Source organism: Chitinimonas sp. BJB300, from assembly GCF_002735695.1.
In the GTDB taxonomy this organism is placed as follows: Bacteria; Pseudomonadota; Gammaproteobacteria; order Burkholderiales; family Chitinimonadaceae; genus Chitinimonas.
Window position 1 is genome coordinate 1 of sequence record NZ_PDZH01000120.1, and the last position, 12,013, is coordinate 12,013.

Annotated in this window: 15 protein-coding genes; all 15 read left to right on the forward strand. The window is 55.2% G+C overall.

Features of this window, described 5'->3' with window-relative positions; genetic code table 11:
* Nucleotides 1-303: 303 nt before the first annotated feature.
* The 15 genes from CSQ89_RS17030 (at nt 304) to aac(6') (ending at nt 11,767) form a co-directional block, all read left to right on the forward strand.
* Complete coding sequence (locus CSQ89_RS17030) at nt 304-1,209, forward strand: ABC transporter ATP-binding protein (RefSeq protein WP_099407292.1); 906 nt, start codon at nt 304-306, stop codon at nt 1,207-1,209.
* Between the two features lie 55 nt (nt 1,210-1,264).
* Nucleotides 1,265-2,020 (forward strand): ABC transporter permease, encoded by a 756-nt coding sequence (locus CSQ89_RS17035; protein ID WP_099407305.1) that lies wholly within the window; start codon nt 1,265-1,267, stop codon nt 2,018-2,020.
* Nucleotides 2,021-2,047: 27 nt separating this feature from the next.
* A complete protein-coding gene (locus tag CSQ89_RS17040) occupies nt 2,048-2,287 on the forward strand; it encodes a BolA family protein (protein ID WP_186293330.1) in 240 nt (79 codons plus the stop codon).
* A 180-nt stretch (nt 2,288-2,467) separates the two neighbouring features.
* The gene (gene murA, locus CSQ89_RS17045) at nt 2,468-3,721 is read left to right on the forward strand and encodes a UDP-N-acetylglucosamine 1-carboxyvinyltransferase (RefSeq protein ID WP_099407294.1); all 1,254 of its coding nucleotides are present in this window, start codon (nt 2,468-2,470) and stop codon (nt 3,719-3,721) included.
* 134 nt (nt 3,722-3,855) lie between these two features.
* A complete protein-coding gene (locus tag CSQ89_RS17050; RefSeq protein ID WP_099407295.1) occupies nt 3,856-4,335 on the forward strand; it encodes a nuclear transport factor 2 family protein in 480 nt (159 codons plus the stop codon).
* Nucleotides 4,336-4,499: 164 nt separating this feature from the next.
* Complete coding sequence (hisG, locus tag CSQ89_RS17055; RefSeq protein ID WP_099407296.1) at nt 4,500-5,162, forward strand: ATP phosphoribosyltransferase; 663 nt, start codon at nt 4,500-4,502, stop codon at nt 5,160-5,162.
* A gap of 74 nt (nt 5,163-5,236) precedes the next feature.
* The gene (gene hisD, locus CSQ89_RS17060) at nt 5,237-6,535 is read left to right on the forward strand and encodes a histidinol dehydrogenase (protein WP_099407297.1); all 1,299 of its coding nucleotides are present in this window, start codon (nt 5,237-5,239) and stop codon (nt 6,533-6,535) included.
* Nucleotides 6,532-7,593, forward strand: a complete 1,062-nt coding sequence (gene hisC, locus CSQ89_RS17065; protein WP_099407298.1) for a histidinol-phosphate transaminase — start codon at nt 6,532-6,534, stop codon at nt 7,591-7,593. Before hisD ends, hisC begins: the two co-directional genes overlap by 4 nt.
* 9 nt (nt 7,594-7,602) lie before the next feature.
* Nucleotides 7,603-8,196, forward strand: coding sequence for an imidazoleglycerol-phosphate dehydratase HisB (gene hisB, locus CSQ89_RS17070; RefSeq protein ID WP_099407299.1), 594 nt, complete (start codon nt 7,603-7,605; stop codon nt 8,194-8,196).
* Nucleotides 8,197-8,214: 18 nt separating this feature from the next.
* Nucleotides 8,215-8,856: an imidazole glycerol phosphate synthase subunit HisH gene (hisH, locus tag CSQ89_RS17075; RefSeq protein ID WP_099407300.1), complete on the forward strand. Its 642-nt coding sequence runs from the start codon at nt 8,215-8,217 to the stop codon at nt 8,854-8,856.
* Nucleotides 8,857-8,887: 31 nt separating this feature from the next.
* Nucleotides 8,888-9,625 (forward strand): 1-(5-phosphoribosyl)-5-[(5-phosphoribosylamino)methylideneamino]imidazole-4-carboxamide isomerase, encoded by a 738-nt coding sequence (gene hisA, locus CSQ89_RS17080; protein WP_099407306.1) that lies wholly within the window; start codon nt 8,888-8,890, stop codon nt 9,623-9,625.
* Nucleotides 9,618-10,124, forward strand: coding sequence for a cupin domain-containing protein (locus CSQ89_RS17085; protein WP_099407301.1), 507 nt, complete (start codon nt 9,618-9,620; stop codon nt 10,122-10,124). Before hisA ends, CSQ89_RS17085 begins: the two co-directional genes overlap by 8 nt.
* 41 nt (nt 10,125-10,165) lie before the next feature.
* Nucleotides 10,166-10,939 carry an imidazole glycerol phosphate synthase subunit HisF gene (hisF, locus tag CSQ89_RS17090; protein ID WP_099407302.1) on the forward strand — a complete coding sequence of 258 codons (774 nt, stop codon included), beginning with the start codon at nt 10,166-10,168 and terminating at the stop codon, nt 10,937-10,939.
* The gene (gene hisI, locus CSQ89_RS17095; protein WP_099407303.1) at nt 10,936-11,331 is read left to right on the forward strand and encodes a phosphoribosyl-AMP cyclohydrolase; all 396 of its coding nucleotides are present in this window, start codon (nt 10,936-10,938) and stop codon (nt 11,329-11,331) included. The genes hisF and hisI overlap by 4 nt, the downstream gene beginning before the upstream one ends.
* Complete coding sequence (aac(6'), locus tag CSQ89_RS17100) at nt 11,309-11,767, forward strand: aminoglycoside 6'-N-acetyltransferase (protein ID WP_099407304.1); 459 nt, start codon at nt 11,309-11,311, stop codon at nt 11,765-11,767. Before hisI ends, aac(6') begins: the two co-directional genes overlap by 23 nt.
* Nucleotides 11,768-12,013 lie beyond the last annotated feature (246 nt).

The following is a 12,013-nucleotide window of genomic DNA, read 5'->3' on the forward strand; positions in this document are numbered from 1 at the left end:
AAACCGGGCGATGTGCATCAATTGGAGGCAGATTGACCTCAACTGCTCCAACCGCCCGGTGCGGACCCGCATGCCGGGTGGTGTGGCAGGGGTCGGCCAGAACATCTGGTCGCCCCTATGCCGATTCAGCAGCACGGTTCTGTAAACGGGTTGATTACCTGACAATCTGTTGCTCGAAAATCGTTTATATCCCCGCTGTCTTTTGCCTAGCTTAGGGTGTGGGGCTAAATCCACGTAGATGCGATCAGCCTCTTATGTTGCTGGAACCTAGGTACAATCCCGCCTTTCCGATTTGATCCGCCTATGTCTGCTGCCATCCGATTTTCTGCTATCAAGAAACGCTTTGGCGAACTTGAAGCCTTGAAGGGCATCGACCTTGAAGTGCATGAGGGCGAGTTCTTCGCGTTGCTCGGCCCCAATGGCGCGGGCAAGACCACCTTGATTTCCGTGCTGGGTGGGTTGACCCGGCCTGATTCAGGCTCGGTTACCGTGATGGGCAGCGATGTGCAGGCGGATTACCGGGCTGCGAGGCGCAAAGTGGGTATCGTGCCGCAGGAACTGACTTTCGATCCCTTTTTTACTGTGCGCGAAACATTGCAGTTCCAATCCGGCTATTTTGGTTTGCGCCGTAATGATGTCTGGATTGATGAATTGTTGGAAAATCTGGGTTTGGCTGACAAAGCACACGCCAATATGCGTGCTTTATCAGGTGGTATGAAGCGACGGGTGATGGTTGCGCAAGCATTGGTGCATAAACCGCCGGTTATTGTGCTGGATGAGCCCACTGCCGGAGTCGATGTTACGCTGAGGCAGACGCTATGGGCGTTTATCCAGCGGCTGAATGCGGGTGGCCATACCATCGTGTTGACTACCCACTATCTGGAAGAAGCAGAGATGCTTTGCAACCGTATTGCCATGCTCAAGCAAGGTGAACTGGTGGCATTGGATGACAAGGCCGCCTTGATGCAGTCGCACACAGCCCGGTTGCTTTCACTGCGTTTGTTTCCTGATGCGTTGCCGGCAGCCCTGCATCCCCTTTTGGTGGCAGAAAGAGATGGCGCTTATCACTTGCGCTTGGATGACTACAACACATTGGAAGGCATTTTGGCGTTGTTGCGCGAATCGGGTGTCGGTGTGCGGGATATTGAAATTGTGAAGCCCGATCTGGAATCGGTCTTTCTTGACGTAATGGGAAGGAAAGCTGAGTGAGTTGATGACGCAAGGCTTTTTTGCCGCCTCGCGCACTGATTCGCTCCACATTGCCATGCAAGGCTTCTATACCCTCTTCTACAAGGAAATACTGCGTTTCTGGAAAGTCAGTTTCCAGACCGTGGCGGCGCCGGTGTTGACGGCGGTTCTCTACCTATTGATTTTTTCGCATGTGCTCGATAAGCATGTCCAGGCCTACCCAGGGGTGCGTTATACGGCTTTTCTCATTCCGGGGCTGGCCATGATGTCCATTCTGCAGAATGCCTTTGCCAATACATCCAGCAGCCTGATTCAGTCGAAATTGACCGGTAACATTGTATTTATCTTGCTGCCGCCGATTTCCCGGATGGAGTTTTTTCTGGCCTATGTGTTGGCGGCGATCGTGCGCGGTGTGGCGGTTGGCGTGGGTGTGCTGCTGGTTACCAGTCTCCTGGCCTTACCGGGGTTTAAATACCCACTCTGGATCTTGGTATTTGCGCTGCTGGGTTCGGGGGTGCTGGCGGTGCTCGGTATGATCGCCGGTATTTGGGCAGAGAAATTCGACCAATTGGCGGCTTTCCAGAATTTCATCATCGTGCCGCTGACTTTCCTCAGTGGCGTGTTTTATTCCATTCATTCCTTGCCGGTTTTCTGGTTGGGTATTTCTCATCTGAATCCGGTTTTCTACATGATCGACGGCTTTCGCTATGGATTTTTTGGTGTGGGTGATGTCTCACCTTGGCTAAGTCTGTCCGTAGTGGGTGCCACTTTTATTCTTCTGACCGCCTTTACACTACATTTGCTTCGCACGGGCTATAAGCTCAGGCATTGATTCCGCTTCCCACTCGGCCTACCTATCATGGTTACTCCTGAACAAGTCAAACAATACATTGCCGCCGGCCTCGCTTGCGAAGTGCTGGAAGTCAACGGCGATGGTCATCATTTCGAAGCCATCATTGTCGCGCGCGCCTTCGATGGCCTACCGCGTGTTCGCCAACACCAAATGGTCTACCAGGTGCTGGGCGAGCGTATGCGTGAAGAAATTCATGCGCTATCGATGAAAACCTTCAGCCCACACGAATGGAAGAGCCGCCCTTAAACGCCGTCAAGTCAGGCAAAACCAAAGGTGGGAGCCGCCTGGGCCTTGCCTTGGTGAGCTTGCCTTGGCTATTTGTGCTGCTGGTTTTGTATTGGTTATGGCGCTAGCCATTCCTGCTGCTGTTATTACTTCATTAATAAGATTGATCGGTGTTTTGCGCCGAATTCGAGATTGAATACCATGGACAAACTAAAAATAACCGGCGGTACAAGCCTGGAAGGCGAGATCAGCATCTCCGGGGCTAAGAATGCGGCGCTGCCGATTTTGTGCGCCAGCTTGCTGACGGCCGACACCCTGCGCCTGACCAATGTGCCACAACTGCGCGATGTCATGACCACGCAGAAGTTGCTGCAAGGCATGGGCATGCGGGTGATGACGGACAATGTCCATGAATTCGAGCTGACGGCTTCGCGTATCGACAAGCTCGAAGCACCCTACGAGCTGGTGAAGACCATGCGTGCCTCAATTTTGGTGCTGGGGCCGATGTTGGCGCGTTTCGGCGAAGCCAAGGTGTCTTTGCCCGGAGGTTGCGCCATCGGTAGTCGGCCTGTTGAGCAGCACATCAAGGGGCTTCAGGCGATGGGGGCGGAGATCAATATCGAGCATGGCTATATCCATGCCCGTGCCAAGCGCCTTAAAGGCGCACGCTTCATGACGGATATGGTTACCGTGACAGGAACCGAAAACCTGTTGATGGCGGCTGTCCTGGCAGATGGCGTCACCACGCTTGAGAACGCCGCCCGCGAGCCGGAAGTAGTCGATTTGGCAGAGTGTCTGATCAAGATGGGCGCCAAAATCAGTGGTCATGGTAGCGACACGATTACCATTGAGGGCGTAACCAGCCTGCATGGAGCCGAACATGCCGTCATGCCCGATCGAATTGAAACCGGTACTTTCCTGTGTGCGGTGATGTTGGCGCGTGGCAAGGTCGTGTTGCGCAATACACGTGCTGGCATTTTGGAAAGTGTGCTGGAGAAGTTGCGGGAAGCGGGTGCCTATCTTGAAGCGGGCGATGGCTGGATTGCCATCGAGATGCGTGAGCGCCCCAAGGCGGTCAGCCTGCGCACGTTGCCTTACCCGGCTTTCCCGACCGATATGCAGGCTCAGTTCATGGCGATGAATGCGTTGTCCGCGGGTACTGGTGTGATTACCGAAACCATTTTCGAAAACCGCTATATGCACGTATCGGAATTGGCGCGTATGGGGGCGGACATTCACGTCGATGGCCATACCGCGGTTGTGCAGGGTGTGGAAAAGCTTTCGGGCGCTACGGTGATGGCGACGGATTTACGTGCATCGGCATCTTTGGTGATTGCCGGACTTGCTGCCGAAGGCGAAACCATTATTGACCGGATATACCACTTGGATCGGGGCTATGAGCATTTGGAAGCCAAACTAGGCGGCGTTGGGGCGCAAATCGAACGTACCCAGTAAAAATGCGTTTGAGCGAGCGTGCAGTACATAACAGTCACTCAGCAGCTCAATAAGCTCCACCGGGCGGCAAAATAATTGTCGTCTGGTCGGGCTTTGTGCTTTAAAGGGTTTTCCTTGCATGCGAGGCTTTTTGCATGAGTGCCGAATCAGACTTGATAGACCGTTTTTATACTGCCTTCCAGCACCGAGACTGGGCGGCGATGGCTGCGTGCTACCACGCTGAGGTGGAATTCTCCGATCCGGTGTTTACCCATCTGCAGGGGCGACAGCCTGCCGCTATGTGGCATATGTTGTTGGAGAGCGCCAGTGAACTATCGGTGAGCTTTTCAGCAGTTGAAGGGGCAGATGGCCGTGGTGGTGCCAACTGGGTGGCGGTTTATCCTTTCTCCCAAACTGGTCGATTGGTTCAAAATCGTATCCAGGCAAGTTTCGAGTTTCGTGATGGTTTGATTTGGCGGCACTGCGATCAATTCGACTTATGGGCATGGACACGTATGGCGTTGGGGCCGATGGGCTTGCTGTTGGGCTGGACGCCATTTCTGCGCAACAAAGTACGTAAAATGGCCGCCTATCGATTGTCGCGCTTTATCGACAAGCATACTGAATACCGTTGATTTGACTCACCACTGGTTGTTGTTGGCTAGACAACTTTTAGATAGGTTTGTCTAAGCGGCTGATATGGAAATGATTTTCCGTTTTTATCCTGGTAGACAACTAATACTCGCCAGCGCGGTGCTGGGCCGGCATAATTCGCGTTCTGCCGTTTGTAGTGTTGCCCATGATTACCATCGCCTTGTCCAAAGGACGCATTTTTGAAGAGACTGTCCCGCTATTGGCGGCGGCAGGTATTGTCCCGACCGAGAATCCCGAAAGCTCGCGCAAGCTGATTCTTGGCACCAACCGTGTGGATGTGCGCTTGGTGATCGTGCGCGCTACCGATGTGCCCACCTATGTACAGTATGGCGCGGCTGATATCGGGATCGCCGGCTACGATGTATTGCTGGAACATGGCTGTGCGGGCCTTTACCAACCGCTGGATTTGCAGATTGCGGCTTGTAAGCTGATGGTGGCAGTGGCCGAAGGGTTCGATTACCACTCTGCGGTCAAGCAGGGTGCGCGCTTGCGGGTAGCGACTAAATATGTCGAATCGGCTCGAGAACACTTTGCCCGTAAAGGTGTCCATGTTGATTTGATCAAACTGTATGGCTCGATGGAACTGGCCCCATTAGTGGGCTTGGCCGACGCTATTGTGGACTTGGTCAGCACTGGCAATACGCTGAAAGCCAACAAATTGGTGGCGGTTGAACATGTGCTTGATGTCAGCTCCCGGCTGGTGGTCAATCCGGCTTCACTCAAACTTAAACGGATTGGCGTGCAACCAATTCTCGATGCATTTGCCCACGCTAGCAGCCTGCATCAAGCCGAGCAGCATCACGCCTGAATGGGTCTGCACCTTCGTGCCGGCCCTGTGTAAATACGCACCGGGCGCTGCCCGGGGCTCAAAGTGAACCCCGTATGAGACGTCTCACCAGTACTTCCCCAGATTTCAACACGCAGCTTGACGCTTTGCTGGCGTTTGAGGCCGCGCAGACCCCTGAGGTTGACGCGGCAGTCGCACGTATTCTGCAAGAGGTGAAAACGCAGGGCGATGCCGCTGTGGTGGCGTATACCAATCGCTTCGATGGTCTGCAGGTAAGCAGCATGGCCGAATTGGAGCTAAGCCGTGCCGAGCTGGAGGCGGCATACCATCGTTTGAGCAATGTCCAACGCGAAGCCTTGGAAGCCGCCGCTGCCCGTGTGCGCCGTTATCACGAAAAGCAGGTGCAAAGCAGCTGGCAGTACACCGAAGATGACGGCACGGTGTTGGGCCAGGCGGTTACCGCGCTTGATCGCGTAGGGCTCTATGTTCCAGGCGGTAAGGCCAGCTATCCCTCATCGGTGTTGATGAACGCTATCCCAGCCAAGGTGGCAGGCGTCGGTGACATCATCGTAGTTGTGCCCACGCCGCGGGGTGAGCGTAACGACCTGGTGTTGGCGGCAGCCTATATCGCCGGTGTAGATCGTGCTTTCACCATCGGCGGTGCGCAAGCGGTGGCGGCTTTGGCGTATGGCACCGAAACCCTCCCTCAGGTTGATAAGGTAACCGGGCCTGGCAATCAGTATGTAGCGGCAGCCAAGCGAGCGGTGTTCGGCGTGGTGGGCATCGATATGGTGGCCGGCCCCAGCGAGATTCTGGTGATTTGCGATGGGCAGACCGACCCGGATTGGATCGCCATGGATTTGTTCAGCCAGGCGGAGCACGACGAGATTGCCCAGTCGATTCTGCTGTGCCCCGATGCGGCTTATCTGGACCAGGTCGCCGCCAGCATTGAAAACCTGCTGCCAACCATGCCGCGGCGCGACATCATTGCTGCCAGCCTAAGCAATCGGGGTGCGTTGATTCAGGTACGTGATCTTGATGAAGCCGCTGACGTCGCCAGCAAGATTGCGGCGGAGCATCTGGAGCTATCAGTTGAAGACCCGTGGGCCTTACAGGCCAAGATTCGCCATGCCGGGGCTTTCTTCCTTGGGCGTTTTGCCTCGGAAGCCATCGGTGATTACTGCGCTGGCCCCAATCATGTGTTGCCTACGTCACGTACGGCCCGCTTTGCTAGCCCACTGGGTGTGTACGACTTCCAAAAGCGTTCCAGCTTGATTTATGTCTCAGAGGCGGGTGCGCAGACACTGGGCCGGATTGCCAGCGTACTTGCCCATGGCGAAGGCCTGCCTGCGCACGCCAAGTCGGCTGAATACCGGTTGAAGGATCAAGCATGAGCGCGAAAGACTGGGTGCGGCCGGAGATTGCCGCTTTGTCGGCCTACCATGTGGCCGATGCCACCGGTTTGATCAAACTCGATGCAATGGAGAATCCCTTCCCACTGCCCGAAGCATTGCAAATTGAGTTGGGGCAACGGCTCGGTAAAGCTACACTGAATCGCTACCCCGACCCACACGGTGGTGGGCTGAAAGATAAGCTCAAGGCGGCATTCGCTATTTCTGCCGCAGCTAGCATTATTCTCGGCAATGGGTCGGACGAGTTGATTACGCTGATTTGCCAAGCCCTGGCTAAACCGGGTGCCAAGCTATTGGCAGCAGAGCCATCGTTCGTCATGTACAAGATGAATGCGGTTTTCAGTCGGCTTGACTATATCGGCGTGCCGCTGCAAGACGATTTCACGCTGGATTTGCCGGCCATGTTGGCAGCCATTGCCATACACCAGCCTGCCGTAGTTTTTCTGGCCTACCCCAACAATCCTACGGGCCCCCGTTATGGCCGTGCCGAGGTAGCAGCCATTCTGGATGCTGCGCCTGGCATGGTCGTGGTGGACGAGGCATATAGCGCCTTTGCCAGCGATAGTTTCATGGACCTTGCCGGTCAGCATCCCAAACTCGTGGTGATGCGGACGCTTTCTAAATTGGGCTTGGCCGGAATCCGGTTGGGTTACGCCGTGGGCCCGGCCGATTGGATGGCAGAACTGGAAAAGGTTCGCCCGCCCTATAACATCAATGTGTTAAGCCAAACTGCTGCATTATTTGCGCTGGACCATGTGGAAGTCTTCACGTCGCAGGCTGCCATACTGTGTGCAGAGCGTGCGCGTATGGCTACCGCTTTGACCGAGCTGACCGGCGTGACGGTGTTTGAATCCGAAGCCAATTTCATTACCGTCAGAATGCCGGATGCAGATCGTGCCTTTGAGGCACTGAAAGCGGCGGGCATTCTGATCAAACGATTGCATGGCAGCCATCCGCTGTTGGAACATTGTTTGCGTTTTACCATCGGTACGCCAGCCGAGAACGATAGCGTTCTGGCGGCCTTGCCAACCTGTTTTTGAGACCCAGCCATGCGCCAAGTCACTGTAACCCGCAATACCCTGGAAACCCAGATCACCGTTACGTTGAATCTGGATGGCACTGGCAAGAGCCACTTCGATACCGGCGTGCCTTTTTTGGACCATATGATGGACCAGATCGCCCGGCATGGGCTGATCGACCTTGATATCGTCGCCAAGGGTGACCTGCATATCGATGCGCATCATACGGTGGAGGATATCGGCATTACGTTGGGGCAGGCGCTGGGCAAAGCGCTTGGCGATAAGAAAGGCATTCGTCGTTACGGCCATGCCTATGTACCGCTTGATGAAGCCTTGTCGCGGGTAGTGATAGACCTATCCGGCCGGCCAGGCCTAAGCTATGGCGTGGAATACACCCGAGCCAGCATCGGCCAGTTTGATGTTGACCTGTTCAGCGAATTCTTCCATGGCTTTGTCAACAACGGCATGGTGACGCTACATATCGACAATCTGAAGGGTAGCAATGCCCATCATCAGGCAGAGACCATCTTCAAGGCCTTTGGCCGTGCGCTACGTATGGCGGTTGAGGTCGATGACCGTGCAGCAGGCGCCATGCCATCGACCAAAGGCACCCTGACGGCCTGAATTGCTGAGACAAACACTATGAAAATCGCCGTCATCGACTACGGCATGGGTAATCTTCGTTCAGTTACCCACGCGCTGGAACACGTTGCCCCACACGAAGAAATCATCCTGACCCGCGACCCGGCAGTTATTGCGGCGGCCGACAAGGTTGTATTCCCTGGGCAAGGCGCGATGCGCGACTGCATGCGTGAGCTGACAGAGCGTGATTTACGCGACGTGGTGCTTGACGCTGCCAAGCACAAGCCTTTTCTTGGCATATGCGTGGGTGCCCAACTTCTCTTTGAAATGAGCGAAGAAGGGGGTGATACTCCCGCCTTAAGCGTCTTTCCCGGCCGAGTGGTACGCTTTCCAGCCGAACGGATGGTGCATGACGCAGAGCGGCTCAAGGTGCCGCATATGGGTTGGAATGAGGTGCGCCAAACCCGTTCTCATCCCCTCTGGCAAGGTATTCTCCCTGGCGAGCGCTTTTATTTTGTGCATAGTTACTACATGCAAACACCCCATGTCACCCTCACTGTGGGGGAAAGCGTTTATCCGTTTGCCTTCACGGTGGCGGTGGCCCGCGCTAATATCTTTGCTACTCAGTTCCATCCTGAGAAAAGTCATGCCGCCGGGCTGAAATTGCTAGCCAATTTCGTTGCCTGGAATGGTGTCGCCTAAGCTGATTTTTTTACCCAACCAACACACTGCCATGCTGATTATTCCCGCCATCGACCTCAAAGACGGTCAATGCGTCCGCCTCAAACAAGGTGAAATGGATTCCGCTGATGTATTTGGCGACCCTGCAGAAATAGCCCAGCGATGGCTGGATGCCGGTGCAAGACGCCTGCATCTGGTCGATTTGAACGGCGCTTTCGCTGGAAAGCCGAAGAATCTTGCCGCTGTAAAAGCGATTATGGATGTCGTCGGTGCTGAAATCCCCGTCCAGCTTGGCGGTGGTATCCGCAACCTGGAAACCATCGAAATGTATATGGAAGCCGGCCTGCGGTACGTCATCATTGGTACGGCCGCGGTGAAGTCGCCGGGTTTTCTCCATGATGCCTGTGATGCATTCCCTGGTTCGGTCATCGTCGGTCTGGACGCCAAGGATGGCCAGGTGGCGATTGACGGTTGGAGCAAGACAACCGGCCACAATGTGGTTGATTTAGCCAAGCGTTTTGAAGACTACGGTGTCGAATCCATCATTTATACCGATATCGGCCGTGATGGCATGCTGAGTGGCATCAATATCGATGCCACTGTGCGGCTGGCCCAAGCCCTAACCGTACCAGTCATTGCCTCGGGTGGGCTGACCAACCTCAACGATGTGAAGCTGCTCTGCGAAGTTGAAAGTGAGGGCATCAGCGGCGTGATTGCGGGCCGTTCCATCTACGAAGGGACGCTTGACTTTGCCGCTGCCCAGCAGTTGGCAGACGAGTTCAATGACTAAGCCTCCCATCATCAACCTCGATAGCTTGCCGGAACCCGAACACAACGTACGCGGCAGCAAGTACGAGTCGTTTGATGTGGGCATCAGCAGTCTTATTGGAGCCAGGAAAATGGGGTATGCCCATACCCTGGTGCTGCCCGGTAAGCGTTCTTGTCCTTTCCATAATCATTGGGAGGAAGAAGAGCTGTTTATCATTCTGGAAGGTCGGGGAACCTACCGCTTGGGCGATGAGCAGTTCCCCGTTCGCGCTGGCGATGTGATTGCTGCGCCGACTGGGGGGCGTGAAACAGCCCACCATCTGATCAACGATTCCGATGCTGACCTGAAGTACCTCTCCATCAGTACGCGTTCCCCTACCGAGATTGTCGAGTACCCGGACTCTGGCAAGGTGGGGATACGTTCTGTGGTGGCGGCTGCTGACGGCAGCGGTGTCAGTCGATTCCGTTTCCGAGCCTTGGATGAAAACGGAAAAGTCGATTATTGGGATGGCGAAGACTGAACCGTTTCATCCCTTGTTTTACCCTCATGTGATTGCAATTCATGCCGCTCGCCAAACGTATTATCCCCTGCCTTGATGTCACCGATGGTCGCGTGGTCAAGGGCGTGAACTTTGTCGGTCTGCGCGATGCAGGCGACCCAGTCGAAATTGCCCGTCGCTATGACCAGCAGGGGGCCGATGAACTGACCTTTCTCGACATCACAGCCAGTTCCGATAATCGGGATCTGATTCTCCACATCATCGAAGCGGTGGCCGAGCAGGTGTTTATTCCGCTTACTGTCGGCGGTGGGGTGCGCAAGGTTGAGGATGTGCGTCGCTTGCTCAATGCTGGGGCCGATAAGGTAGGCATCAACACAACGGCAGTAACCAACCCACAGGTTGTGGAAGATGCGGCGGGTTATTTTGGCTCGCAAGCCATCGTGGTAGCTATCGATGCCAAGCGGGTCAGCCCGCCCGATGAACCAGCCCGTTGGGAGGTGTTTACCCATGGCGGCCGCAATGCGACAGGGCTTGATGCAGTGGCCTGGGCGTTGGAAATGCAGCGTCGGGGCGCAGGCGAAATTCTGCTGACCAGCATGGACAAAGATGGTACCCGGTCTGGTTTTGACTTGGGGCTGACGCGAGCTGTCAGCGATGCTTTGCTCATTCCAGTGATTGCATCGGGTGGTGTCGGCAAGTTGCAGGACTTGGCGGACGGCATCAAGCTGGGCCATGCTGATGCGGTGCTGGCAGCCAGTATTTTCCACTTTGGTGACCATACGGTGGGGGAAGCCAAGCAGTTGATGCGTGCGCAGGGAATCGAGGTGCGCTTATGAGTTGGCTCGATGCAGTGTGCTGGGATGAAAAAGGCTTGGTAACCGCCATTGCGCAAGACGCAAAGACCCAACGGGTGCTGATGGTGGCGTATATGAACCCAGCCTCGCTGGCGCTTACCGCGGAGACCGGCATTGCCCATTACTTTTCCCGTTCACGGCAAAAACTGTGGAAGAAAGGGGAGGAGTCCGGCCATTTGCAAACGGTGAGTGAGATACGTCTTGATTGCGACGGTGATGTCGTTGTGCTGCAGATCACACAAGCTGGCGGCATTGCATGTCACACAGGCCGTGAAAGTTGCCTGTTCCGCAAGCTGGTGGATGGCGAATGGTTGGTGACCGACCAAGTGTTGAGGGACCCTGAGTCTATCTATGCAGCCAAGCAACACGATTGAGGCGTGCAGTACGGTTGAACAGCCCGGTTGGTTAAACCTTCGTCAAGCGTTGTGGCCCGACTGCCCATGTGACGAGCATCTTACCGAGATGGCTGGATTCATTGCCGACCCTGGCCGCTATGCGCAGTTTGTCGCTTATGCATCAGCATCACTCCCAATTGGCTTTGTGGAAGCTTCCCTGCGTATCGACTACGTGAATGGAACGGATACGTCGCCTGTCGTTTTCCTTGAAGGCATTTATGTGGCCCCAGGCTTCCGTCGCCAGGGTCTGGCCGCGCAATTGGTTGCGGCGGTTGCAACGTGGGCGCGATCACGTGGTTGCAGCGAATTTGCCTCTGATGCTCCGCTGGATAACGAGCTTAGCCACGCAGTCCATCTGGCGCTGGGTTTTACTGAGACCGAGCGGGTTGTGTACTTTCGTAAGCCACTTGGCTGAAAATGCAGCTTTATCAGGGTGGGAAATAGCGGTTGTCACCAAATTCCCCATCTGAACGGCTGATGCCGCACGACTTGTAACCCAATCCACTGCTTCACCGCCTATAATCGCCCGTCTTTATAACTGATGTTACGCAGTGCATACGCTAACCTGTCGCCATGAAGAACAAAGAACTCGATTTGTACACCGACTATTTGCTGAGCACGTTTGGCGCGGCGACAGCAACGGGCTTGTCGGCGATGGTAG